The sequence below is a fragment of the Streptomyces sp. 4F14 genome (genome assembly GCF_048159485.1).
Lineage (GTDB): Bacteria > Actinomycetota > Actinomycetes > Streptomycetales > Streptomycetaceae > Streptomyces.
The window spans coordinates 1-21,715 of sequence record NZ_JBLRVY010000016.1 but is presented as its reverse complement, the minus strand read 5'-3'; the positions used below and the strand labels follow the sequence as shown (position 1 = coordinate 21,715).

The window sequence follows — 21,715 nt, the reverse complement described above, 5'->3', positions numbered from 1 at the left end:
TCGCGCTCATGGGTGAAGCTGACCCGGAGATGTCTGGGGCGATCCTGTCGTCCGTCGATGTGGAGGGCATGCGGGAGGAGGCGCTGGACGAGGCCGGGCTGGAAGCGCTGATAGCGCGGTTCGAGCGATACGTGACCGAGCTGAGAGAGTTTCCAGTGTCGCTACGCCGTGATCGCGCGTGCCGCCCACCGTCACGCAGTGTGACTGATCGGGGAAGCCTCCAGCCGGTCACATCGAACACACTGAGTAACTGACCCTGCGCTGGCCGGGCAGGAGGAAACAGGGAGAGGTCATGGGATTCCTCTGGCGCAACTTGCCCGGAACTTGCCCGGGAGTATCTATAACCGTTTGGGACTGACCGAACCGACTGGGACTAGCTGTCACGGTTGGATGTGCCCTGACCAGGCAAAACTGGGACGGGAGGCCGCCGGTTGGGACTGGTCGGCGGATGATCAAGTGTCCTCGTAATGCGTAGGTCTCGGGTTCGAATCCCGAAGGCGGCTCAGATCAAGCCCAGGTCACAGGTTCTGTGACCTGGGCTTTTCGCTGTTCAGGACGTCGTCCACGTCTGGTTGTCCCGTCCGTTGCATTCCCACAGGACCGCTCCCGTCCCGCTCGCGCCGCCGAAGATGTCGACGCACTTCGCGGACTGGCCGGCGATGAGCTGTGTGCCGGTGAGGCGGAAGTGCTGGGCGGTGGAACCGGTGCAGGTGGAGAGCTGGATCTCGGTGCGGTCCTCGGAGGAACCGCCGGCCACGGTCATGCACTTGCCGGCGGAGCGGGCTGTTCCGTCGGTGAACTGCCAGCGCTGGGCGGCGGAACCGTCGCAGGGGGACTGGAAGAGCTGGAGGCCCTCGGTGCCGGTGCCGCTGCTGAGGCATTGGCCTGAGGCGGCGACTTTGAGGGGGCGGCCGGGGGTGTTGGGAGATGTGGGGGTGGGGGCCGCTACTTCCTTGTCGCGGGTGGGGGGTTGCTCGTTGTTCTTGGGGGGTGGGCTGGCCGATGGGGTGGGGGTCGAGGTGGGGGGTGTGGGGCTCGACGGGGAGGCGGTGGGGGAAGGAAGTCGTGTGGTGGGGGTGGGGGGCGCCGTGGGGGCGGTGGTGGGGAGGGGGTCGGCTGTTGCCTTCTCCGGTTCCTGGGACATCGTCAGGAGGAAGGCGGCTGTGGCCAGGGCAGCGGTGGCGGCTGTCACGGCCAGCAGGAGGGGGCGGCGTTTCGTAGCCCTCTTCGGGGGCGGGGACTGAAGGTCGGTCGTGGCGTTCAGGGGTTTGGGTGGTGCGGCGGGAGACGTCGGGGCTGGGAACGCCGGGCCTGAGTACGCTGAGGCCGTGAACGCCGGGTTTGAAGGCGTCACGTCAAGAGGCGCCTGGCCCGACAGCGCCGGGTCTGACGGCACCGGACCCGACGCCGCCGAAGCAGAAGGCACCGCGCCCCCAGGCGCCGCGTCGAAAGGCGCCCGCCCCTGCAACGCCGTGCCACCCGCCCCCGTACCCGAACCCCCCGTCGCGGCCCCGGCGTCGTACACACCCCCCGCCCGCAGCACCCCCTCCGCCTCCTCCGCCGTCATGCGGTCTGTCGGCTTCGGGGCCAGGAGGCCCCGGATCAGGGGGGTGAGGGGGCCCGCGTCCCGTACCTCCGGTGGGGGTTCCATGGCGATCGCGTACATCGTCTCCGTCACCGAGCGGCGCAGGAACGGGGAGTGGCCGTCGACGGTCTGGAAGAGGGTCGCGCCGAGGGCCCAGAGGTCGGCCTCGGGGCCGGGGGGTGCGCCGACGAGGCGTTCGGGGGCCATGAAGTCGACGGAGCCGACGAGTTGGCCGGTGCGGGTGAGGCCGGGGGTCTCCACGGCCTGGGCTATGCCGAAGTCCGTGAGGACGACGCGGCCGTCCTCGGCGAGCAGGACGTTCGCCGGTTTCACGTCGCGGTGCAGGACGCCCGCTCGGTGTGCGGCGCGCAGCGCGGTGAGGACGCCGAGGCCGATGCGGGCGGCCTGAGGGGGCGGGAGGGGGCCGTCGGTGCCGATGCGTTCGGCGAGGGTGACGGAGGGGACGTACTCCATCACTATGACGGGGCGGCCCTCGTCGTCCACGACGTCGTGGACGACGACCACGTTCGGGTGGCTGACGCGGGCCGCGTTGCGGGCCTCGCGGCGGGTGCGTTCGTAGAGGGTCGCGAGGTCGGTCTCGTCCAGATGCGGCTGGGGGTGGAGCTGCTTGACGGCGACGATCCGCCCGAGCCGCTCGTCGCGCGCACGCCATACGGTGGCCATGCCGCCACGGCCGATGCGGTCGAGGACTCGGTACCGGCCGGCGATCAGCCGTCCTTCGTCGGACACCGTGGTTCCCTCATCAGGTCGGGGGTGCGTGGATCGTCCAACGCCCCTTCGCCCACTGTCTGTTGAGGAGCGTGCTGCCTGTCGATGGAGGTGATCCTACGACGCTCGCACCGGACTCACGGAAGTGTCCCGCCGCTGTGGGGGAGGCGAGTGGCCGGCCGCCTGAATTCGTTCGCCGATCCAAACCCGCGCAAAAAGGAGGTAAAGCAAGCCGCTCGTCCGACAACGCGCACCCTTGAGGCAACATCTTGGTGAACGGTGAGCGCCGATGGTGAGAGCGGGTGCTCGTCCGGGTGGATCAGGACAGGGATGTCGGACGACAGGGGAGTGCAGCCGTGGTGGAGCCGAGGATCGCGGTTGCCGTGGTGACGATGGGGAACCGGCCCGACGAGGTCGACGCCCTGCTGGAGTCCGTGGCGAAGCAGAGCCTGGCGCCCGCGAGGATCGTGATCGTGGGGAACGGCTGCCGGCTGCCGGAGTTCACGGACCGCCTCGCTCTTCCGGGTGAGGTCACGCTGATCGAACTGGACGAGAACCTGGGCTGCCCGGGTGGCCGCAACGAGGCGCTGACGCGGCTGCGGGAGTACGGCGACGTGGACGTCGTCGTGGACCTCGACGACGACGGTCTGCTGCCCGACCCCGACACCCTGCGCGGCGTACGCGACCTGTTTGCGGCGGACGACGCGCTCGGCATCGTCGGGTTCCGCATCGCGGACGAGCACGGCGAGACGGCCCGTCGGCATGTCCCGCGTCCCGGGAAGACGGATCCCCTGGACGGCGGGTACGTCACCGGGTTCCTCGGCGGCGGGCACGCCCTCAGCATGCGGATGCTCGCGCAGACCGGTGACTGGCCCGCCGAGTTCTTCTTCGCGCACGAGGAGACGGACCTCGCGTGGCGGGCGATCGACGCGGGCTGGAAGATCCTGTACGCCCCCGAGCTGCTCCTCCAGCACCCCAAGACGTCCCCGGCGCGGCACGCGATCTACTACCGGGTCACCGCCCGCAACCGCGTCTGGCTGGTCCGCCGCAACCTCCCCCTCCCGCTGATCCCCGTCCACCTCGGCATCTGGCTCGCCGTCACCCTCCTGCGCACCCGCTCCCTCGCGGGCCTGCGCGCATGGTTCGCGGGCTTCGCGGAAGGCGTCCGCCAGCCGGCGGGGCCGCGGAGGCCGATGCGGTGGGGGACGGTGTGGAGGCTGACTCGGTTGGGGCGGCCGCCGGTCATCTGAATGCGGGGTGGCTGGGCGGGGGGCGTCTGGAGGTGGGGTGGCTGGGCGGGAGGCGTCTGGAGGTGGGGTGGCTGGACCCTGGGCGGCTGGATGCGGCCTGACTGAACGCGGGGTGACTGGGCGGGGGATGACCGGGTTCGGGGCGGCCGGGCGGGGGTGACTGGGTGCGGGGTGCCTGGACACCGGGCGTCTGAACGCGGGGTGGCCGGACGTGGGGTGGCCGGACGCGGGGCGTCTGCGCGGGGCGACCGAGAGCCAGGCGTTCGCGCGCCTGGGCGGCCGAGCGGTGGGTGATCTGCGGGTGGGCGCCTGTGTGCTGAGAGTTCGGGCGGCAGGTGCCTGAGGGGTGGGTGGGCTGACGCAGGGAAACCGAACACCGGGCGTGCGAGCGCCGGGTGACCGGGCACCGGGCGTGCGAGCGCCGGGTGACCGAGCACCAGCCGTGCGAGCCCGAGGCGTCCGCGCCCATACCGCGCAGGTCCCCGCCGCGAGCACCCCAGCCGTCGGAACCCCGCCCCCCAGGACTCCGCTCACCTGGACTCTGCCCACCCAGACCGCGCCTGCTCGGACTCCGCTCACCCAGACCGCGCCTGCTCGGACTCCGCTCACCCAGCCCCCAGCCCCCGGCCCTCCGCCACCCCGGTCGCCCAAACCTCCGGCCCTCCAGGCCCCCGCCCTCCACGCCCCGGCCGTCCCACCCCCCGGCATCTGCGAGCCGTTCGCGCCGGACCCCCGGCGTTCGTCCCCCCGCCCCACCCCCTCACTTCGCGTCCGCATAACACTCCACCACCGCCGTAGTGAACGGAAACCGCACCGGCGTCTCCCCGAACGTCAGTCGTGCCGCTGTTGCCGATGCCTCCCGGATCGCTGTCACCACTGTCTCCGCCTCCCCCTCCGGGCAGTGCACGATCACCTCGTCGTGCTGGAAGAAGACCAGCTCAGCCGAGAGGCCCGCGCACGCCTGCCGGAGGGCGGCCAGCATCAGCAGGGCCCAGTCCGCCGCGCTGCCCTGGACGACGAAGTTGCGGGTGAAGCGGCCTCGCGCGCGGGCGTTGGTCGAGGCGTAGCCCGGGACCCAGGCCGAGGGGGGGTCTTCGGGGGTGTCGACGGGGATGCCGGCCTCGTCGTCCGTGTCGTCGCCGGTCACCGCGGGCGGGCAGGTGCGGCCCAGCCACGTGCGGACGAGCCGGCCCTCCTCGCCCGCGCGGGCCGCCTCGTCGACGTACTCCACCGCGCGCGGGAAACGGCGGCGCAGGGCCGCGAGGTTCTTGAGGCCGTCGCCGGAGGTCTGGCCGTACACCGCGCCCAGGACGGCGAGTTTGGCCTGGTCGCGGTCGCCGGAGAAGGCGCGGTCGGACACCGCCTGGTACAGGTCGCTCTCCCGGCCGGCCACCTCCATCAGCCCCGGGTCGCGGGAGATCGCGGCGAGGACCCGGGGCTCCATCTGGTCCGCGTCCGCGACGACGAGCCGCCAGCCGGGGTCCGCGACGACCGCGCGCCGGATCACCTTCGGGATCTGGAGCGCGCCCCCGCCGTTCGTCACCCACCGGCCGGTGACCGTGCCGCCCGCGAGGAACTCGGGGCGGAAGCGGCCGTCACGGACCCAGTCCTGGAGCCAGCTCCAGCCGTGCGCCACCCAGACGCGGTACAGCTTCTTGTACTCGATCAGCGGCCCTACGGCCGGGTGGTCGATGGTCTCGATCTCCCACCGCCGGGTCGACTTCACCTTGATCCCGGCCTGCGCGAACGCCTTGACGACGTCGGCCGGCAGGTCGGGCCGTACGCGCCTGCCGAACGCCGCCGACACCTGGTCCGCGAGTTCCGCGAGGCGCCGGGGCTCGCCCCCGCCCGCGTACCGCTCGCCCAGCAGTTCGCCCAGGACCTGGCGGTGGACGTCCGCCCGCCAGGGCAGGCCCGCCGCGTTCATCTCCCCGGCCACCAGCGTCCCCGCCGACTCCGCCGCCGTCAGCAGGCGCATCCGCGCGGGGTGCTCGGCCCTGTCGTGGCGGCGCAGCTGGTCCCGGTACACCTCCACCAACTCGGCGACCGACAGGCGCGCGAGCGCGTCCCCGGGCTCGAACAGGGAGGGCTGGCCGCCCGGGTCCACCGCCCGCACGGGCGGGTCGGCCGGTACGGCGGTCCCGCGCAACCGCGCGAGCGCGGCCCACGCCGACCTCGGCGCACCGAACCTGCCCTCGTGGCCGAGCAGCAGGTTCTCGGCGACCTCCACGTCGTAGCACCGCTCCACGCGCGCGCCCGCGGCCAGCACCCCGGCGTACACCTCCGCGCTGCTCCGCCACACCCACCGCCCCACGTCCCCCCGCTTGCGCACCGCCTCCGCCACGCTCGCCTCCCGCACGACGTCCCCCGCCACCGCACCATCACCCCCGAGGGGGGCCACCTCCACGCCACCCCCCTCACCCGGCACCAGAACCCACCGCTCACTCATACGCCGAGTGTCGCAGGCGGCACTGACAACGCCGCGAAATGGCGATCAGCGGGAGGAAACGGAAGGGGAGCGGGAAGCGGGGGAGGGGGAGCGGAAGGAGGGAGGGAACGCAGGGGGGAGCGGGCGGGCGGGGAGGCCGCCGCGCGGCTGCCCGGCCCGGGCCGTCGCCCTCCTTCTCACCCCCGCTTCCGCACCGTGACCACCGCCAGCGCCTCCGCCACGAACGTCTCCGCGCCCTCCTTCGTGACGCCCAGGCCGCTGAGGATCCCCTCGCCGTTCTCGTGTTCGAGGAGCGCCAGCAGGATGTGCTCCGTGCCGATGTAGTTGTGGCCCAGGCGGAGGGCCTCGCGGAAGGTGAGTTCGAGGATCTTCTTGCCGGCCGCGCTGTACGGCATCAGCGAGGGGGAGCCGGTGGCCGGGGGGAGGGCCGCGAGGGCGGCGGCGCGTACGGCCTCCGGGGTCGTGCCCTGTGCCGTCAGGGCCTTCGCCGCGATGGCCTCGGGCTCGGACAGCAGCCCGAGGACGAGGTGCGCGGGGAGGGTCTCCGCGGCGCCGGTGTCCTTCGCCTCCGCGTCCGCCGCGACGAGGACGTTCCGCGCGCGGGGGGTGAAGCGGGCGAAGTCGATGTCCGGGGCCGCGGTGTCCTTGGGGACGAAGCGTTTCTGGGCGGCCTGCCGGGTGACACCCATGCTGCGGCCGATGTCGGTCCAGGACGCGCCGGAACGCCGTGCCTGGTCGACGAAGTGGCCGATGAGGTGGTCGGCGACGTCCCCGAGGTGCTCGCCGGCGAGGACCGCGTCCTGGAGCTGGTCGAGGGGTTCGGGGTGCACTTTTTTGATCGCGTCGATGAGGTCGTCGAGACGGACGGAGGACGTGATGTGCTCAGATTCCGACATGCGTCAACCGTAGGTTGACACCCGTCGAGCGTCAACCCTGGGTTGACAGTGAGGTGCCTCCGTACGCGCGCGCCCGCAGAAACCCACCCGTGACACCATCACCCCGTGAGCCAGCCCCACCCCACCCTCGCCCAAGCCCTCAAGACGGCCCTGTACGCCACCACCGACGCCACCCTCGACACCGCCGCCTCCCTCCTCGCCGCCGACCCCACCACGGACCCCGGCCTGAAGGACAAGGGCGAGGAACTCGTCGCGACGGCCTGGACGCGCGGCTGGCAGCCCGCCGACCTCGTCCGGCTCACCCGCCGCGACCTGGACGACGTGCACGTCCGCCACCTCACCGCGCTGATCCGCGCGCAGGCGGGGAACGACCGGGCGCGGGGGCGTCGCTGGAAGGACCAGCTCGACGCGCTCCCGGAGGATCCGCCGGCCGTGACGGACCGTTTCAGCCGGGCCACGGCGATCCTGGAGCTGTACCGGCTCCTGCTGCGCCTGCCCACGCTGGAGCCCCTCGCCGAGCCGCGCAGGCCCACGCGCGCGGGCGCGGACCGTACGCTCACGAGGATCCGCGCGCTGCTCGCGAAGGCGGAGGCGACGACGTACCCGCAGGAGGCGGAGGCGCTCACCGCGAAGGCGCAGGAGCTGATGGCCCGGCACAGTGTGGACGAGGCGCTGGTGGACGCCGGTGCGCCCGCGCCGGACGCGCCCGGGGCCTGCCGTATCGGCGTGGAACCGCCCTACGAGCAGGCGAAGGCGATCCTCCTGGACGCGGTGGCTGACGCGAACCACTGCAAGTCCGTCTGGAACGAAGGTTTCTGCTTCTCGACGGTCGTCGGTTTCGAAGCGGATCTGGAGGCGGTGGAGCTGCTCTACACCTCGCTGCTGGTCCAGGCCCAGACGGCGATGACCCGCGCGGAGGCGGCCCAGCGGGCGTCCGGCCGCAAACGCACGAAAACGTTCCGCCAGTCCTTCCTGGCCGCGTACGCCCACCGCATGGGCACCCGCCTCACGGAGGCGACCCGCACCCAGATCCCCGACGACCTCCTCCCGGTCCTCGCGACCCGCGACGTCGCCGTCACCACCGCCACGGACCACCTCTTCCCGCACACGGTCAGCACCCGCCTGCGCGGCATCACGGACGAGGCGGGCTGGGTGGAGGGCGCCCAGGCGGCGGACCGGGCGAGGGTGGGGGACCGCCGGGGGCTGCCGGGGGCGTGAGCCCCGACACGGGCGAGCCCCTCGGCCCGGCCCGCCCTTGCGCGCCCCCGAGCCTCGACTCCGAGCCTCAGCCCTGGCTCACCCGCGCCCCACGGCTCCCGAGGCCCGGCTCACCTGATCCGCCCCGCCCCTCAGTCCCCCGCCTGCTGGAACCCGCTGACCGTCGCGTCCGGCGTCTTCTCGTCCTTCAGGACGACCGCCCCGTACGACCAGTCGAGCTCCTTGCCCGACGTCTCCGCGAGCCCGAAGCCCAGCTTCGTCGCCGTGATCGCCTTGTCGCCGTCCCCGCGCGTGTAGGTGATCGTGAAGGAGGCGGTGCCCTGCGCGGGGAGGGTCACCGTCTGGGCCACGGCCGCCGGGTCCTGCGGTACGGCGACGGCGGTGCCGCCCGCCTTCAGTTCGAGCTTGGGGAAGCCGGCGAGGGAGCACTCGTCGCCGGTGTTGGTGATCGTGAAGGTGACGTTTCCGCTGTCCCCGACGCCGGGTGCCGCGTTGACCGGGCCGGCCTGCGTGTCCAGCTTGTCGACGGCGCAGGTCGAGCCGCCCCCGGCGGCGGGCGCGGAGGGCGTCGTACCCCCATCGGCGTTCTTGTCGTCGTCACCGCCCCCGGAACACGCGGAGAGCAGGAGGGCCGCGGAGAGTGCGGCGACGCTGAGGCGGAGCGGAACGGCGCGCATGAACTGATCCCTAGGAACGAGTGACGTTGCTCAGGGGGATCATCCCCTACCCGAGAGCCCCGGTCGGCACACCCGACGGCAGCACGCTCCCGTCCGCCTTGGTGTATGTCTCCTTCCCCACACTCCCTGTCCAGGTCACGACCAGTTTCTCCGCATCGACGGAGTCGACCATCCCGGTCGTCCGGTCCTTCTTCCCGGTCGGACAGGTCAGGTGGATCATCTGCATCCCGGCCTCCTCCCCGGCGGTCCCGTTGCACACGGTGCCCCCGGTCGCGTACAGCGACGCCTTGCCGCCCTCGACCATGAGGACGACGGCCTGCCCGCCGTCGGTACCGAGCCAGCTCCCGGCGAGGGGAGCGGCCGACGCGGACGCGGATGCACTTGCGGACGCGCTTGCGGAGGCCGCCGTAGGGCTGGGCGAGGGCGACGAATCCCCCTCACTGCTGCACCCGGCCAGCACGACGACCCCCGCAAGGACGGCAACCCCAGACAGCCCCACCGAACGCACGGCACACTCCAAGCGCTAGAAGCCCGAGAACGACGGCAAGCTACCAGCCGCGTCGGGTAGGGGACTTGGAACTGACTGTGAGCTGAGGTCTTTCAGGGGCGCGGGGAACTGCGCGACAAGCCACGACGCGCCCGCACCCGAAGAACCGCCTACCAGGAACTCTTCCGAACCCCCGGCAGATACCCCGCGTGCGCCTGCTCCCGCAACCCCACCCGCGACAGCCCGAACGCCCGGAAATACCCCCGGGGCCGCCCGTCCACCTGATCCCGGTTCCGTACCCGCGTCGCGCTCGCGTCCCGCGGCTGCCGCTCCAACTCCCGCTGGGCCGCGACCCGTTCATCGTCCGACGACGACGGCCGCCGGATGATCTCCTTCAACTCGGCCCGCCGCTCGGCGTACCGGGCAACTACCTCCTGCCGCCGCAGATTCGCCGCGATCTTGCTCTTCTTCGCCATCAGACCCGCACCCCCCGAGCCCGGATCCGGGCGACCGCGGCCTCGACCCCGATGGTGTCGACCGTCTTGATCCCCTTCGTCGACAACCGCAGCCGTACGTACCGCCCTTCGCTGGGCAACCAGTACCGCTTCGACTGGATGTTGGGGTCGAACCGCCGTGAAGTCCGCCGGTGGGAGTGCGAGATGCGGTTCCCGAACCCCGGCTGCGCCCCGGTCAGCATGCAATGCGCCGACATGAGTGACCTACCTCTCTCGATCGACTGTCGCTAATGGAATTCATTTTCAGTAAGATACCAGCATGGCACGCAACGAACTCCGCCCGGTCATCAAGCTCCGCTCCACGGCGGGGACCGGCTACACCTACGTGACCCGCAAGAACCGCCGCAACGACCCGGACCGCATGACCCTGCGCAAGTACGACCCGGTCGTCGGCCACCACGTCGACTTCCGAGAGGAGCGCTAGAGCCATGCGAGAGGGAATCCACCCGGCGTACGGGCCCGTCGTCTTCCGTGACCGTGCCGCCAACTACGCCTTCCTGACCCGCTCGACGATGACGAGCGAGAAGACGATCGAGTGGGAGGACGGCCACACCTACCCGGTCGTGGACGTCGAGATCTCGAACGTCAGCCACCCCTTCTACACCGGCACGGCCCGCGTCCTGGACACCGCCGGCCGCGTCGAACGCTTCGAGAAGCGCTACGGAAAGCGGGCCGGCGCGTGAGCCTGTCCGTGGCGATCGTCGGCGGGCTGCACACCGCGGCCCGCAAGGCGACGGTCGCGCAGCTCCTGAGAGACGTACCGGACAGCGTCGTCCTCCACCACGACCTCGCCACGGCGACGGCGGGCACGGTCGTCCGTACGATCCACGACGCGACCGGCCTCGTGGACGCGGGCGAGGCCCCGCTCTCGAACGACTGCGCCTGCTGCGCCCTGCGCGAGGACCTGGTCCCGGAACTGCGCCGACTGTCCGACGCCGGTACGACGGCCCTGGCGATCGTCGAACTCTGGGACTCCGTGGAACCGAAGGCGATGGCGGAGGTGGTCGCGGCGGCGGGCCTCACGGTGACGTCGGTGATCACGGCGATAGACCCCGCGCTCCTCCTCCCCTACCTGGGCAACGGCGACGACCTCGCGGACGTCGGCCTGGCCGCGGCTCCCACCGACCAGCGCACGGTGGCGGACACGTTCGCCCGCCAACTGGAGTACGCCCCGGTCCTGGCGATCCTCGACTCCCCCCAAGCGGACGACGAGGACCGCGAGTTGCTCACCCAACTCCACCCGACTGCCCGCCAGGTCCCCGTGTCGGGCGGCCACCTTGATGGGGACCTGGCGGGCGCAGACGAAATGGAGCTGGACTGGGACGAGTTCCTGGCGAATGCGCAAGCAGATGCACCTGCGTCTTTCAGGGGCGCGGGGAACTGCGCGAGCAACCACGACGGCGCCGCACCCGGCACCCAACCGCAATCCCCCCTCTCCGTAGCCGCACTCGCCGGCTTCGACGTGGAAGCCGCAGCCGCAGCCCAACACCCCGCCTGCGCCCTCCTCCCCTCGGAAGCCGACAACCACGGCGTCACCACCTTCGTCTGGCACTGCGCCCGCCCCTTCCACCCGGAACGCCTCTACGAAGCCCTCGAAGACCTGACCTGCGCGGCAGCGCGCAGCCGGGGCCGCTTCTGGCTGGCGGACAAGCCGGACACCCTCCTCCACTGGGACGCGGCAGGCGGAGCCCTCTGCGTAGAGGCCGCAGGCCCTTGGCTCGCGTCGCTCCCGGACGCCGCCTGGGAGATGGTCCCCCCGGTGAGACGGGCGGCCGCGGCCCTGGACTGGCACCCCGAACACGGCGACTGCTGCCAGCACTTGGTGTTCACCTCCCCCGGCCTGGACCGCGACGGCCTCGAACGCCTCCTGGAGCACTGCCTGTTGACGGATGCCGAGTACGCGGCGGGCCGCACCGCCTGGAAACACCTCCCGCCCGCCTTCGACACCCTCCTGGAGATCTGATGCCGCCCCGCAAGTTCGACCGCAAGCCCCAGAAGCCGCGTCCCAACCCCCTGGACCAGGCGAAGATCACGTACATCGACTACAAGGACACCGACCTGCTGCGGAAGTTCATCTCGGACCGCGGCAAGATCCGCAGCCGCAGGGTCACCCGGGTCTCGGCCCAGCAGCAGCGCGCCCTGTCCCGCGCGATCAAGAACGCGCGGGAGATGGCCCTCCTGCCGTACGCGGCGAAATAGTTCGCGCGAGAACCGCCCAAGGGGCGGGAGGCTTACGGGAGTTGTCCCGGCGAGCCTCCCGCCCCTCGCGTCATTTCCGGGTACGTCCGCCCCGACGCCCGCGGCCGGTGAGGGCCCCGTCGCCCTCGGCCAGCCGCCCGATCCGCGCCCCCGGCATCGGCCGTAGCCCGCGTCCGTCCACACAGCACCCGCACCACGTCCGCACCCAACCGCACCCCCTACCCCGGCCGGGGCGCCGTATGGTGCCGCAAGCGGAGCCCGCCCGTCCGCCCGACGGTCGCGATCCGGCCAAGAACCGGACTGGACCAATCGGTTGAACACAGGAACACCGAGGCCCCGGCGTGCGTCTTGATAGGTGCACGGGCTTCGGGCACGGGCTGTGTACGGGGGACCAGTGGGCCAAGCGCCCTGGAACGCGCTCGGCAAAGCGTGCGTCAAAACCTGTAACCGCGGCGGCACGCCGCGTGCACGTGCATCTGCTCATGCAACTGCACATGAACGGAGTTATGATCCGGACAGTTGACCACTGCACCAATGGCCACAAGAGCCAGTGCACCATCAGGGAGCGACCTGTGGACCACGACGTTGACGGGGGACGCGACGTGTACAACGGCATGACGGCCACGCAGTTGCACGGGGTGGCCTGGCAGAAGAGCAGACACAGCAACTCGCAGGGAAACTGCGTGGAGTTCGCCCGCCTGCCCGGCGGCGACGTCGCGGTGCGCAACTCGCGCTTCCCGGACGGACCCGCGCTGGTCTACACGCGCGCGGAGATAGAGGCGATGCTGCTCGGCGTCAAGGACGGCGAGTTCGACCATCTGATCGCGGGCTGAGAGCGGCCGTTCGTCCAGGGAACGGCCGCCTCCGTATACGAAACGCCGGTGACGCGCGTAGAACTCGCGCGCCCGGCGTCGTACCTGTTCAGCACGTCACTCGGCGGGTGTGCCCAGCCCGAACAGGGCCCACACGACCTTGCCGCCGAGGGCGCCGGCCAGGGGGTGCCAGCCCCAACTGTCGGCGAAGGAGTCGACGAGGAAGAGGCCGCGCCCGGACTCCGCCGCGTAGTCGTCGGTCTCGCGCGCCTCCGGGGTGGTGCGGCCCGGGTCGCGTACCGCGCACACGAGCCGGCCGGTCCACCGCATCAAGTGCAGCCGCACGGGCGGCTGGTGGTCGCCCGAGCCGTTCGACTCCGCCTGGGCGGGCGGCAGTCCGTGCCGCAGGGCGTTGGTGACGAGTTCGGAGACGACGAGGCAGATGTCGTCGAAGCGGTCGCCGACGTCCCACTGTCCGAGCGTGCGCCGGGTGAACTGCCGGGCCTCGCGCACCGCTTCGAGGCGGGCGGGCAGAGCACAGGACGCGGCGTTGGACACGGCCGCGGGATCCAGCGGCGGAAGGCCCTGCCGTAATGGCTTGAGCATGGTCGATCCATTCGTCCCCATGCGAGGCACTCCCGGAATTCGCGGTCGTTGCGATGCGATGCAGCGGTGGCGCGAGACCATGGTTTCGGATGCGACCGACGGATGCAAGGGCAGATGCACGTGCACGTGACCGAAATGAGTCGCCCGTGGGGGTTGTTGGTCATTTTTTCCGCCAACTTCTCGCACGTCTCTCCTGCCTCTCTTGCTTGAGCTTTGGCTTCTTTCCGTCTCTGTAATCAGGTGAGTACTGCTCGGAGTGTTTTAGTGGCAGACTTCGGCCCCTGGAGACGGTTGGGGAGGCTTGGCGAACGTGAGCGCGGGAGAGCCCGGATCGGTGGTGCGACGCATGCTGCTCGGCTCGCAACTCAGGCGGCTGCGTGAGTCGCGCGGCATCACACGCGAGGCCGCGGGTTACTCGATCCGCGCCTCCGAGTCCAAGATCAGTCGGATGGAGCTGGGCCGGGTGAGCTTCAAGACGCGGGACGTCGAGGACCTGCTGACGCTGTACGGCATCACCGACGACACCGAGCGCGCGGCCCTCGTCGGCCTCGCCCGGGAGGCCAACGTGGCCGGATGGTGGCACAGTTACTCCGACGTCCTGCCGTCCTGGTTCCCCACCTACGTCGGCCTCGAAGGCGCCGCCTCCCTGATCCGGTCGTACGAGGTGCAGTTCGTCCCCGGCCTCCTCCAGACCGAGGCGTACGCGCACGCGGTCGTCGCGCGCGGCATGAAGAACGCGTCCGTCGCCGACATCGACCGCCGGGTCGCGCTGCGCCTGGAGCGCCAGAAGTACCTGGTCTCCGAGAACCCGCCCGACGTCCACATCGTCCTGGACGAGGCGGGGCTGCGCCGTCCCTACGGCGACCGCGAGGTGATGCGCGGCCAGCTCCAGCACCTCATCGACGTCTCCGAGCGGCCCAACGTCCGCCTCCAGGTGATGCCGTTCAGCTTCGGCGGGCACGCGGCGGAGTCCGGCGCGTTCAGCATCCTCAGCTTCCCGGAGTCCGACCTCTCGGACGTCGTCTATCTCGAACAGCTCACCAGCGCGCTGTACCTCGACAAACGTGAGGACGTCGCGCAGTACGAGCAGGTTCTGCGCGAACTCCAGGACGACAGCCCGTCGCCCGCGGAGAGCCGCGACCTGCTGCGCGGGTTGCTGCAACTCTCGTAACTCGCCTGTCAGTTGAACCGTCCGGCACCACTCTCCGTGCGATAGGGAAAACCCTATAAACACCGCGTGGTTGCTTGCCTGTTGAACATCTGCCACTCCAACGGCCCGTATTCGTCAGTACGATGACGTTTGATCAGCTTGAACGGCTGTTCGGAGACGGATCGCGGGGGTCTGCCTCCACCGCTTCGGCACTGCTTCGGCGGCAAGGGATTGAGGGATCACATGTCGTCCTCCGACTTCACCGACCTGGCACGGCAGTTCATCGACGGCGAGTGGCGCGTCGGCACCGGCTCCTGGGACATCATCGACGTCAATCCGTACGACGGTGTCAAACTCGCCTCCATCACCATCGCGACGATCGACGAGGTCGACCAGGCGTACCGCTCCGCGGAGCGCGCGCAGCGCGAGTGGGCCACGACCAACCCCTATGCCCGCCGTGACGTCTTCGAGCGCGTCCTGCGCCTCGTCGAGGACCGCGAGCAGATCATCACCGACTTCATCGTCTCCGAACTCGGCGGCACCCACCTCAAGGCCCGCTTCGAGATCGGGCTCGCGAAGGAATTCCTGCGCGAGGCCGCGCAGTTGACGCTCCGCCTTGAGGGCCGTCTGCTTCCCTCGCCCATCGAGGGCAAGGAGAACCGCCTCTACCGAGAGCCGGTTGGCGTCGTCGGGGTCATCAGCCCCTTCAACTTCCCTTTCCTGCTGTCGATCAAGCCGGTGGCGTCGGCGCTTGCTCTGGGCAACGCCGTCGTACTCAAGCCGCACCAGGAGACGCCCGTCGTCGGCGGCACGCTCATCGCCAAGTTCTTCGAGGACGCGGGGCTCCCGGCCGGCCTGCTGAACGTGGTCCTGACGGACATCGCCGAGATCGGCGACGCGTTCATCGAGCACCCCGTCCCCAAGGTCATCTCCTTCACCGGGTCCGACAAGATCGGCCGCCACATCGCGACGGTCTGCGCGGCTCAACTCAAGCGGACAGTGCTGGAGTTGGGCGGCAACAGCGCGCTGGTCGTGCTGGACGACGCGGACATCGACTACGCGGTCGACGCGGCGGTCTTCAGCCGGTACGTCGACCAGGGCCAGGTCTGTATGGCCGCGAACCGGGTGCTGGTCGACCGCTCGGTCGCCGAGGAGTTCACCGAGAAGTTCGTCGCGAAGGTCAAGACGCTCAAGACCGGCGACCCCAGTGACCCCCAGACCGTCATCGGGCCGGTCATCAACTCCCTCCAGGCGAACGCGGTCACGGCGGCCGTGGACCAGGCGGTCGCGGAGGGCGCCACGGTCCTGGTCCGCGGCGAGACCACCAACAACCTTGTCGAACCATCGGTGTTGACGGACGTCCCGAGCCACTCGGCGTTGTTGCACAAGGAGATTTTCGGCCCCGTCGCGCTGCTCGTCCCCTTCGACGGGGAGGAGGAGGCGATCCGCATCGTCAACGACTCTCCGTACGGGTTGAGCGGCGCTGTCCATACGGCCGACGTCGAGCGGGGTGTGGGTTTCGCGAAGCGGATCGATACGGGGATGTTCCACGTCAACGACGGGACGATCCACGACGAACCCTTGATCCCGTTCGGCGGCGAAAAGCACTCGGGGATAGGCCGCCTGAACGGCGAACCGACCCTCGACGCCTTCACCACCCTGAAGTGGATCTCGGTCCAGCGGGGCCGGAGCAAGTTCCCCTTCTGAGCGCTCAGTTGTCGCCGTCGGCCTCGTAGGTCACCGGGATCCGCTCGCCCCGGCTCACGGCGATCCGGCGCAGGTCGGTCATCGACTCGCCCATCCGCGCGATGAGAAAGCGCAGCTGGTCCTCGGTGACCTTCTCGCCGTCCAGCAGGTCCTTGGCGTGCTCCAACAGGTCATCGGCCATGCCGAGTTGGGCGGCCTCGATACGGTCGGCGAGGCGGGAGACGTAGCCGCCCCGGGGGCTGGTGACCAGGTAGCAGGGGTGGTTGAGGTCGTTGGTCCAGGGGAGGAGACGGCGGATGGGCTCTTCGGGGGTGGTGGACATGGGGATCTCGCTTTCTGTGGCGAACTGGTCACACTGTGCGGCTTGGGGGGCTAGCCTCGCCAGTCAAAAGGCGGTGACCTGTTTTCTGTCACAAAGGGGGCGAAGGGGATGGACACCAAGACGTACGGCCACTGGATCAAGGAGCGCCGCGAGGAACTGGGCCTGACACAGCAGCAGGTGGCGGACATGGCGATCATGAGCCGGACGCACATCGCGCATATCGAGGCGGGCCGGAGGGTCCCGTCGGACGAGGACGCGCGGCGCCTGGACAAGGTCCTGGAGATGAAGGGGGCGCTGGTCCTTTTCCGGCCGGGGAGGGAAGAGGAGGAGGCGGTCGCCGACTACTTCAGCGCGGTGCTGGTGCTGGAGCAACAGGCGGTGCAGATCCGGGAGTTCGGGTTGGCGTACTTTCCGGGGTTGTTGCAGACGGAGAGGTATGCGCGGGCGGTGCTGGGCACGGCGTTCCCTCCGATCAGCGACGAGGAGCGTGACAGGCGTCTTGTCACACGCCTCAAGCGTCAGCGGCTCTTCGAGCACCCTCAACTCCCCGTCCTGTGGGCGCTGCTCGACGAGACGCTGCTGCGACGCCCTGTGACCAGCGGGGACATCATGGCGGAGGAGATCACCCACGTCGCGGATCTGGCGGAGAGCGGGCGCATCCGGGCCCACGTACTGCCGTACGCCGCAGGCCATCACCCGCTGGTGAGCAGCATGCTCACGCTGATGTGGTTCGATGACCAGCCGCCCCTTGCCTACAGTGAAGGCGGCCTCGCGGGGAAGCTGCACGACTCCCCGTCCCTGGTCCGGCAGTGGCAGCATCGCTACGATCTTGCCCTGAGTGATGCCCTGCCGCAGAAGGAGTCGCTAGCTCTACTCAGGGCCACCGCAAGGGAGTACGAGGACCGATGACCGACCGCACCACCTGGCGCAAGTCGACCTACAGCGACAACAACGCCGGTTCCTGCCTGGAAGTCCTCGACGGCCACCCCTCCTCCGTCCCGGTCCGCGACTCCAAAACCCCCCACGCCCCCACCCTCCTCATCCCGGCCCCCGCCTGGACCCCCTTCATCGAAGCCGTCAGGACCTCCCGCCTCCACCCCTGACCGCACACGCCCCCGTCCCCCCGGGCATCCGCTGCCGGTTCCGCGCCACCCACCCGTACACGACCCGCGCACACCCCCGCACCCCCGGCAGCCGCACGACAGCCCCCACCACCCGCCACCCCACGGCCCCGGACGACCCCACGTACCGCCCCAACGCCTCGGCCCCACCCGCGAGAACCACACCCCCGCGCAGCAACAGCACCTCCCGGTCGAGCCGTTCGAGATGCGGCGCGGTCAACTCCGCGTCCAGGAACTGCCACGGCACAGCCTCGACCACCGGCGAGGCCACCCTCCGTATCCGATCGACGGCGGCCTGACAGAACCCACAGTCCCCGTCGTACGCGAGCACCGGCACCGGCATGCTCCCGCCCCTCACGCCGCGTCGGTCCGATGCGCGGTGAACGTCACCTGCGTGTCGTCATCGTCGAGCGCGATGTTGAGGGTCGCGTCCAGAGCCTTCGCGAGTTTGGCGAGCAGCGGCAGCGTGGGAACCGTGTCGGACCCCTCGATGCGCGAGACCTTCGCCTGGCTGAGCCCCGACCGTTCGGCCAACTCGCTCTGCGTGAGCCCGAGTTCGATACGCCGGTCGTACACGGCCTTCGCGAGTGCCATGGACATCCGGATCTCGTGCCGCGCCTCGGCCACGTCCTCGGCCTCGGTGAACCCTTCGGCGAGCTTGCGTTCCCGCAACGTCTTCCAACGGCTGTGGCTCATCGCTCGACCTCTCCTCTCTCGATGACGCGGACGAACTCCTCGTGCGCGGGCCCATGCTCCGCCTCGCAGATCTTCTGCGCGAGCTTGGCGCGCTCGACCTCGGTCTCCTCCCGCATCCGCGTCTTGCGGAAGACGGTCAGCAGGACGGCGGTACGGGCGGGCGTGAGCCAGTAGGTGATCCGTATGGCGGCGCCGTCGAGGGTGGGCCGCAACTCCCGGACGCCGCCCCCGAGATGGCGTTCGTAGGGTTCACCCGGTGCGGCGGCGTGCTCGGCGAGCAGCCCCACGTACTCGTCGACCTTGAGGAAGTGCTTGGCGGGGAGAGGTTCCAGCCAGTCCCGCACTTTCGGTTCCAACTCGATGGCGAAGAGCGCATCCACATCGCCACGCTATATGTCGTTGACGACATGCTCACGGTGCCTGAGCTCAGGTCGGAGCATGGCGGCCAGCATCTGACCTACATCCCCCCTACCTTCAGAGCTGTCAGCACAACCGCCCCCGGCGAAAGGCACCCCCATGGTCACCCACGTCCCCTCCGAAGCCCCCGGCGACGAGCTCGGTGCGCTGCTCGCGTTCCTCGATGAGCAGCGGGGCGGCATCCGGCGGGCCGTACTCGGGCTCACCGAGGAGCAGGCCGCGTCGAAGCCCAGCGCCAGTGAGCTGTCGCTCGGCGGCATCGTGAAGCACGTCGCCGAGGTCGAGCAGAGCTGGCTCGCGCGGGCGAAGGGCGAGGAGCCCGCCGTACACCGGGAGCCCTCGAACTGGCACGAGTGTTTCCAGCTGGTCGGGGACGAGACGGTCGAGGGGCAGCTCGCGTACTGGGAGAAGGTCGCGGCCGAGACGGAGGCGTTCATGCGGGCCGCCGACAGCCTGGACGTGACCTTCGCGCTGCCGGACCAGCCCTGGTTCCCGCCGGAGGGCCGCGTCTCGCTGAGGTGGCTGCTGCTGCACCTGATCCGGGAGACCGCGAGGCACGCCGGCCACGCCGACGTCGTACGCGAATCCCTGGACGGCAAGACGGCCTTCGAGCTGGTGGCACTCGCGGCGGAGAGCGGAAGCTGACCCCATAACCTGGACCGCATGTCAGCGATCCGCCTCCTCGTGCTGAACGCGGTCCGTCAGCACGGCCGGGCCCACGGCTACCAGGTGCGCAGCGACCTGGAGTACTGGGGCGCGCACGAGTGGTCCAACGCGAAGCCCGGCTCGATCTACCACGCCCTGAAACAGATGGCGAAGCAGGGTTTCCTGCACGAGCACGAGATCGCCCCCTCGACGGCCGGCGGCCCCCCGCGTACGGAGTACGAGATCACGGCCGCCGGCACCCAGGAATACCTCCGCCTGCTGCGCGAGGCCCTGACCGCGTACGACCAGAAGACGGACGTCAAGTCGGCGGCCCTCGGCGGCATGGTGGACCTGCCGAGGGACGAGGTCGTCGCGCTCCTGGAGGAGCGGATCCGGCGGATCGGCCGCTGGCGGTCGGCCGTGACGGACTACTACGTCCCGGAGGACGGCCCCGAGAAGCTCGGCCACATCGGCGAGATCATGCACTTCTGGATCCATACGGCGGACGCCGAGGCCGCGTGGACGCGGGGGCTGATCGCGCGGATCGAGGGGGGCGCGTACGCGTTCGCGGGGGAGGGGGAGCCGTTCGTGGGGGTGCTGGCGGAGGGGCAGACGAACCCGTACGCGACGGGGGAGAAGCATCCCGGGGACGACCGGTAGGGGCGGATCGGCAGGGGGACACCGGTACCGGTCTCCCACCAGGCATCCGCGCGCGGCGTAAGTAATCAAGTTTGACCAATCATCCGAACGCCGCTACCTTCACTCGTCGCCATCTAGTCAACTTTGACTATCAAGGAGGCCCCGTGACCGACCCGGCGATCACCGTCGACTCCGCCCGCAAGACCTACGGCACGAAACCCGCCCTCGACAGCCTCGACCTCACCGTCACCCGCGGCGAGGTGTACGCGATCCTCGGCCCCAACGGCGCCGGCAAGACCACCCTCGTGCGCGTCCTCGCCACCCTCCTGCGCCCTGACTCCGGCCGCGTCGAGGTCGCGGGCCACGACGTCGTACGCCACCCCCGCGAGGTCCGCCGCCGCATCGGCCTCCTCGGTCAGCATGCCGCCCTGGACGAGGAGTTGGACGGCCGGCAGAACCTGGAGATGTTCGCCCGCCTGCACCACCTCGGCGCCCACCGCGCCCGCGCCCGCGCCGCCGAACTCCTCGCCCGCTTCGACCTCACCGACACCGGCCGCAAACCCGTCACCGCGTACAGCGGAGGCATGCGCCGCCGCCTCGACCTCGCCGCGTCCCTGATCACCGATCCCGAGATCCTCTACCTCGACGAACCCACCACCGGCCTCGACCCCCGGGGCCGCGCGGAGGTGTGGGCGTCGGTGCGCGCGCTCGCCGCCGGCGGTACGACGGTGTTGTTGACGACCCAGTACCTGGAGGAGGCCGACCAGCTCGCCGACCGCATCTCGGTCGTCGACGCGGGACGGGTCGTCGCCCAGGGCACGGCGGACTCCCTGAAGGCGGCGACGGGAGGCGACCGCATCGACGTCGTCCTGCGCGACGCGGGCCGACTCGCGGACGCGGTCGCCGTGTTGCCGCTGACCGGCGTCACGGTCGACACGGACCGCCGCTCGCTGAGCGCCCCCGTGACCGACCGCATGTCCGCACTCGCCGGCGCCGTACGCGCCCTGTCGGACGCCGGCATCGAGGCGGAGGACATCGCGCTGCGCAGGCCGACGCTCGACGAGGTGTTCCTGCACATCACGGGGGAGGGGAGGGGGACGCCGGGTGGCGGGGCCGGGGGTACGACCGCTGCGGGAACGACCGCGGGTACGGCCGGCCGCGACTCGGGTGCGCTTGCCTCGGACTCCGGCGTGCTCCCTTCGTGCTCGGCGCCCGGCGATCCCGGCGCGCTTGCCTCGGACCCGGGCGCACTCGCTTCGGACTCGGGTGCGCTTGCCTCGTGCTCGGCGCCCGGCGATCCCGGTGCGCTTGCCTCGGAGTCGGGTGCGCTTGCCTCGTGCTCGGCGCCCGGCGATCCCGGCGTGCCCGCCTCGGACCCGGGCGTGCTCGCCTCGCGTTCGGTGCCTGGCGATTCCGGCGTGCTCGCCTCGGACCCGGGCGCGCTCACCTCGCCCCCGGCGCCCACGGCCCCCGGCACACCCGCTCCCCGCCCGACGACCACCCCCGACCGCCCGGAGGCCGCTGCCTAATGCTGAAGTCAAGCCACGAGACGAAGAGGTGGCCGGGCCTCGTAGGGGCGGCGGTCACGCAGGATG

General features: G+C 70.6%; 26 protein-coding genes, 1 tRNA gene and 1 pseudogene. 16 read left to right on the top strand and 12 right to left on the bottom strand.

Features of this window, described 5'->3' with window-relative positions; all coding sequences use genetic code 11:
* Positions 1-8 precede the first annotated feature (8 nt).
* Positions 9-254 carry a hypothetical protein gene (locus ACLZOT_RS26485; RefSeq protein ID WP_416971574.1) on the top strand — a complete coding sequence of 82 codons (246 nt, stop codon included), beginning with the start codon at positions 9-11 and terminating at the stop codon, positions 252-254.
* A 169-nt stretch (positions 255-423) separates the two neighbouring features.
* Positions 424-503 (top strand) — tRNA-OTHER (locus ACLZOT_RS26480).
* A 47-nt stretch (positions 504-550) separates the two neighbouring features.
* On the opposite strand, the gene ACLZOT_RS26475 is transcribed toward ACLZOT_RS26480, so the two are convergent.
* Positions 551-2,335 carry a serine/threonine protein kinase gene (locus ACLZOT_RS26475; protein ID WP_416971573.1) on the bottom strand — a complete coding sequence of 595 codons (1,785 nt, stop codon included), beginning with the start codon at positions 2,333-2,335 and terminating at the stop codon, positions 551-553.
* A 335-nt stretch (positions 2,336-2,670) separates the two neighbouring features.
* Between ACLZOT_RS26475 and ACLZOT_RS26470 the strand changes: the two genes are divergently transcribed.
* Positions 2,671-3,564, top strand: coding sequence for a glycosyltransferase family 2 protein (locus tag ACLZOT_RS26470; protein ID WP_416971572.1), 894 nt, complete (start codon positions 2,671-2,673; stop codon positions 3,562-3,564).
* Between the two features lie 760 nt (positions 3,565-4,324).
* Here the strand turns inward: ACLZOT_RS26470 and ACLZOT_RS26465 are convergent.
* Together ACLZOT_RS26465 and ACLZOT_RS26460 are read right to left on the bottom strand one after the other, a co-directional pair.
* Complete coding sequence (locus ACLZOT_RS26465; RefSeq protein ID WP_416971571.1) at positions 4,325-6,013, bottom strand: bifunctional 3'-5' exonuclease/DNA polymerase; 1,689 nt, start codon at positions 6,011-6,013, stop codon at positions 4,325-4,327.
* Positions 6,014-6,189: 176 nt separating this feature from the next.
* Positions 6,190-6,909 (bottom strand): Clp protease N-terminal domain-containing protein, encoded by a 720-nt coding sequence (locus ACLZOT_RS26460; protein WP_416971570.1) that lies wholly within the window; start codon positions 6,907-6,909, stop codon positions 6,190-6,192.
* Positions 6,910-7,014: 105 nt separating this feature from the next.
* Between ACLZOT_RS26460 and ACLZOT_RS26455 the strand changes: the two genes are divergently transcribed.
* Entirely contained in the window at positions 7,015-8,127 is a 1,113-nt protein-coding gene (locus ACLZOT_RS26455; RefSeq protein ID WP_416971569.1) for a DUF2786 domain-containing protein, read from the top strand.
* A gap of 131 nt (positions 8,128-8,258) precedes the next feature.
* Here ACLZOT_RS26455 and ACLZOT_RS26450 read toward each other — a convergent pair whose 3' ends face one another.
* From ACLZOT_RS26450 to rpmB, 4 genes are all read right to left on the bottom strand, one after another.
* Positions 8,259-8,804: a DUF4232 domain-containing protein gene (locus ACLZOT_RS26450; RefSeq protein WP_416971568.1), complete on the bottom strand. Its 546-nt coding sequence runs from the start codon at positions 8,802-8,804 to the stop codon at positions 8,259-8,261.
* A gap of 46 nt (positions 8,805-8,850) precedes the next feature.
* The gene (locus ACLZOT_RS26445; RefSeq protein WP_416971567.1) at positions 8,851-9,303 is read right to left on the bottom strand and encodes a hypothetical protein; all 453 of its coding nucleotides are present in this window, start codon (positions 9,301-9,303) and stop codon (positions 8,851-8,853) included.
* Between the two features lie 158 nt (positions 9,304-9,461).
* Positions 9,462-9,767, bottom strand: a complete 306-nt coding sequence (gene rpsN, locus ACLZOT_RS26440) for a 30S ribosomal protein S14 (RefSeq protein WP_416971566.1) — start codon at positions 9,765-9,767, stop codon at positions 9,462-9,464.
* On the bottom strand, positions 9,767-10,003 hold the full coding sequence (rpmB, locus tag ACLZOT_RS26435; RefSeq protein WP_055721790.1) for a 50S ribosomal protein L28: 237 nt from the start codon (positions 10,001-10,003) through the stop codon (positions 9,767-9,769). The genes rpsN and rpmB overlap by 1 nt, the downstream gene beginning before the upstream one ends.
* A 62-nt stretch (positions 10,004-10,065) precedes the next feature.
* Between rpmB and rpmG the strand changes: the two genes are divergently transcribed.
* The 5 genes from rpmG (at position 10,066) to ACLZOT_RS26410 (ending at position 12,838) form a co-directional block, all read left to right on the top strand.
* Positions 10,066-10,230, top strand: a complete 165-nt coding sequence (rpmG, locus tag ACLZOT_RS26430; protein ID WP_416971565.1) for a 50S ribosomal protein L33 — start codon at positions 10,066-10,068, stop codon at positions 10,228-10,230.
* Positions 10,231-10,234: 4 nt separating this feature from the next.
* On the top strand, positions 10,235-10,489 hold the full coding sequence (locus ACLZOT_RS26425) for a type B 50S ribosomal protein L31 (protein ID WP_416971564.1): 255 nt from the start codon (positions 10,235-10,237) through the stop codon (positions 10,487-10,489).
* A complete protein-coding gene (locus tag ACLZOT_RS26420) occupies positions 10,486-11,769 on the top strand; it encodes a CobW family GTP-binding protein (protein WP_416971563.1) in 1,284 nt (427 codons plus the stop codon). The genes ACLZOT_RS26425 and ACLZOT_RS26420 overlap by 4 nt, the downstream gene beginning before the upstream one ends.
* Positions 11,769-12,005, top strand: a complete 237-nt coding sequence (gene rpsR / locus ACLZOT_RS26415; protein WP_416971562.1) for a 30S ribosomal protein S18 — start codon at positions 11,769-11,771, stop codon at positions 12,003-12,005. Before ACLZOT_RS26420 ends, rpsR begins: the two co-directional genes overlap by 1 nt.
* A gap of 572 nt (positions 12,006-12,577) precedes the next feature.
* Positions 12,578-12,838, top strand: coding sequence for a DUF397 domain-containing protein (locus tag ACLZOT_RS26410; RefSeq protein ID WP_010351418.1), 261 nt, complete (start codon positions 12,578-12,580; stop codon positions 12,836-12,838).
* Between the two features lie 96 nt (positions 12,839-12,934).
* On the opposite strand, the gene ACLZOT_RS26405 is transcribed toward ACLZOT_RS26410, so the two are convergent.
* Complete coding sequence (locus tag ACLZOT_RS26405; RefSeq protein ID WP_416971561.1) at positions 12,935-13,423, bottom strand: ATP-binding protein; 489 nt, start codon at positions 13,421-13,423, stop codon at positions 12,935-12,937.
* Positions 13,424-13,769: 346 nt separating this feature from the next.
* On the opposite strand from ACLZOT_RS26405, the gene ACLZOT_RS26400 reads away from it, so the two are divergent.
* Both ACLZOT_RS26400 and ACLZOT_RS26395 read left to right on the top strand, forming a co-directional pair.
* The gene (locus tag ACLZOT_RS26400; RefSeq protein ID WP_416971560.1) at positions 13,770-14,594 is read left to right on the top strand and encodes a helix-turn-helix domain-containing protein; all 825 of its coding nucleotides are present in this window, start codon (positions 13,770-13,772) and stop codon (positions 14,592-14,594) included.
* A gap of 222 nt (positions 14,595-14,816) precedes the next feature.
* On the top strand, positions 14,817-16,280 hold the full coding sequence (locus ACLZOT_RS26395; protein ID WP_416971559.1) for an aldehyde dehydrogenase family protein: 1,464 nt from the start codon (positions 14,817-14,819) through the stop codon (positions 16,278-16,280).
* A 4-nt stretch (positions 16,281-16,284) separates the two neighbouring features.
* Here ACLZOT_RS26395 and ACLZOT_RS26390 read toward each other — a convergent pair whose 3' ends face one another.
* The gene (locus tag ACLZOT_RS26390; protein WP_416971558.1) at positions 16,285-16,602 is read right to left on the bottom strand and encodes a hypothetical protein; all 318 of its coding nucleotides are present in this window, start codon (positions 16,600-16,602) and stop codon (positions 16,285-16,287) included.
* Between the two features lie 108 nt (positions 16,603-16,710).
* Here ACLZOT_RS26390 and ACLZOT_RS26385 point away from each other — a divergent pair, with 108 nt between their 5' ends.
* On the top strand, positions 16,711-17,511 hold the full coding sequence (locus ACLZOT_RS26385) for a helix-turn-helix domain-containing protein (protein WP_416971557.1): 801 nt from the start codon (positions 16,711-16,713) through the stop codon (positions 17,509-17,511).
* Positions 17,508-17,705, top strand: a complete 198-nt coding sequence (locus tag ACLZOT_RS26380) for a DUF397 domain-containing protein (protein WP_416971556.1) — start codon at positions 17,508-17,510, stop codon at positions 17,703-17,705. The genes ACLZOT_RS26385 and ACLZOT_RS26380 overlap by 4 nt, the downstream gene beginning before the upstream one ends.
* On the opposite strand, the gene ACLZOT_RS26375 is transcribed toward ACLZOT_RS26380, so the two are convergent.
* The 3 genes from ACLZOT_RS26375 to ACLZOT_RS26365 are packed head-to-tail and all read right to left on the bottom strand — an operon-like array spanning position 17,680 to position 18,799.
* Positions 17,680-18,066 (bottom strand): thiol-disulfide oxidoreductase DCC family protein, encoded by a 387-nt coding sequence (locus tag ACLZOT_RS26375; protein ID WP_416971555.1) that lies wholly within the window; start codon positions 18,064-18,066, stop codon positions 17,680-17,682. The genes ACLZOT_RS26380 and ACLZOT_RS26375 overlap by 26 nt on opposite strands.
* Before the next feature lie 11 nt (positions 18,067-18,077).
* Positions 18,078-18,419 carry a helix-turn-helix transcriptional regulator gene (locus ACLZOT_RS26370; RefSeq protein ID WP_416971554.1) on the bottom strand — a complete coding sequence of 114 codons (342 nt, stop codon included), beginning with the start codon at positions 18,417-18,419 and terminating at the stop codon, positions 18,078-18,080.
* Positions 18,416-18,799: a type II toxin-antitoxin system RelE/ParE family toxin gene (locus tag ACLZOT_RS26365; protein ID WP_416971553.1), complete on the bottom strand. Its 384-nt coding sequence runs from the start codon at positions 18,797-18,799 to the stop codon at positions 18,416-18,418. Before ACLZOT_RS26365 ends, ACLZOT_RS26370 begins: the two co-directional genes overlap by 4 nt.
* A 136-nt stretch (positions 18,800-18,935) precedes the next feature.
* On the opposite strand from ACLZOT_RS26365, the gene ACLZOT_RS26360 reads away from it, so the two are divergent.
* The 3 genes and pseudogenes from ACLZOT_RS26360 to ACLZOT_RS26350 all read left to right on the top strand — a co-directional run.
* The gene (locus tag ACLZOT_RS26360) at positions 18,936-19,481 is read left to right on the top strand and encodes a DinB family protein (RefSeq protein WP_416971552.1); all 546 of its coding nucleotides are present in this window, start codon (positions 18,936-18,938) and stop codon (positions 19,479-19,481) included.
* An 18-nt stretch (positions 19,482-19,499) separates the two neighbouring features.
* Positions 19,500-20,141, top strand: a complete 642-nt coding sequence (locus ACLZOT_RS26355) for a helix-turn-helix transcriptional regulator (RefSeq protein ID WP_416971551.1) — start codon at positions 19,500-19,502, stop codon at positions 20,139-20,141.
* A 143-nt stretch (positions 20,142-20,284) separates the two neighbouring features.
* Positions 20,285-21,202 (top strand): annotated as a pseudogene (locus tag ACLZOT_RS26350) (ATP-binding cassette domain-containing protein); the annotation flags it as partial.
* Between the last annotated feature and the right edge of the window lie 513 nt (positions 21,203-21,715).

Excerpts from the sequence above, each read along its gene's own strand:
- ACLZOT_RS26425 (WP_416971564.1), top strand. The coding sequence starts at position 10,235 with ATGCGAGAGGGAATCCACCCGGCGTACGGGCCCGTCGTCTTCCGTGAC.
- rpmG (WP_416971565.1), top strand. The coding sequence starts at position 10,066 with ATGGCACGCAACGAACTCCGCCCGGTCATCAAGCTCCGCTCCACGGCG.
- ACLZOT_RS26380 (WP_416971556.1), top strand. The coding sequence starts at position 17,508 with ATGACCGACCGCACCACCTGGCGCAAGTCGACCTACAGCGACAACAAC.
- ACLZOT_RS26375 (WP_416971555.1), bottom strand. The coding sequence starts at position 18,066 with ATGCCGGTGCCGGTGCTCGCGTACGACGGGGACTGTGGGTTCTGTCAG.
- ACLZOT_RS26465 (WP_416971571.1), bottom strand. The coding sequence starts at position 6,013 with ATGAGTGAGCGGTGGGTTCTGGTGCCGGGTGAGGGGGGTGGCGTGGAG.
- rpmB (WP_055721790.1), bottom strand. The coding sequence starts at position 10,003 with ATGTCGGCGCATTGCATGCTGACCGGGGCGCAGCCGGGGTTCGGGAAC.
- ACLZOT_RS26360 (WP_416971552.1), top strand. The coding sequence starts at position 18,936 with ATGGTCACCCACGTCCCCTCCGAAGCCCCCGGCGACGAGCTCGGTGCG.
- ACLZOT_RS26370 (WP_416971554.1), bottom strand. The coding sequence starts at position 18,419 with ATGAGCCACAGCCGTTGGAAGACGTTGCGGGAACGCAAGCTCGCCGAA.
- ACLZOT_RS26450 (WP_416971568.1), bottom strand. The coding sequence starts at position 8,804 with ATGCGCGCCGTTCCGCTCCGCCTCAGCGTCGCCGCACTCTCCGCGGCC.
- ACLZOT_RS26460 (WP_416971570.1), bottom strand. The coding sequence starts at position 6,909 with ATGTCGGAATCTGAGCACATCACGTCCTCCGTCCGTCTCGACGACCTC.
- ACLZOT_RS26405 (WP_416971561.1), bottom strand. The coding sequence starts at position 13,423 with ATGCTCAAGCCATTACGGCAGGGCCTTCCGCCGCTGGATCCCGCGGCC.
- ACLZOT_RS26400 (WP_416971560.1), top strand. The coding sequence starts at position 13,770 with ATGCTGCTCGGCTCGCAACTCAGGCGGCTGCGTGAGTCGCGCGGCATC.
- ACLZOT_RS26485 (WP_416971574.1), top strand. The coding sequence starts at position 9 with ATGGGTGAAGCTGACCCGGAGATGTCTGGGGCGATCCTGTCGTCCGTC.
- rpsR (WP_416971562.1), top strand. The coding sequence starts at position 11,769 with ATGCCGCCCCGCAAGTTCGACCGCAAGCCCCAGAAGCCGCGTCCCAAC.
- ACLZOT_RS26390 (WP_416971558.1), bottom strand. The coding sequence starts at position 16,602 with ATGTCCACCACCCCCGAAGAGCCCATCCGCCGTCTCCTCCCCTGGACC.
- ACLZOT_RS26395 (WP_416971559.1), top strand. The coding sequence starts at position 14,817 with ATGTCGTCCTCCGACTTCACCGACCTGGCACGGCAGTTCATCGACGGC.
- rpsN (WP_416971566.1), bottom strand. The coding sequence starts at position 9,767 with ATGGCGAAGAAGAGCAAGATCGCGGCGAATCTGCGGCGGCAGGAGGTA.
- ACLZOT_RS26385 (WP_416971557.1), top strand. The coding sequence starts at position 16,711 with ATGGACACCAAGACGTACGGCCACTGGATCAAGGAGCGCCGCGAGGAA.
- ACLZOT_RS26355 (WP_416971551.1), top strand. The coding sequence starts at position 19,500 with ATGTCAGCGATCCGCCTCCTCGTGCTGAACGCGGTCCGTCAGCACGGC.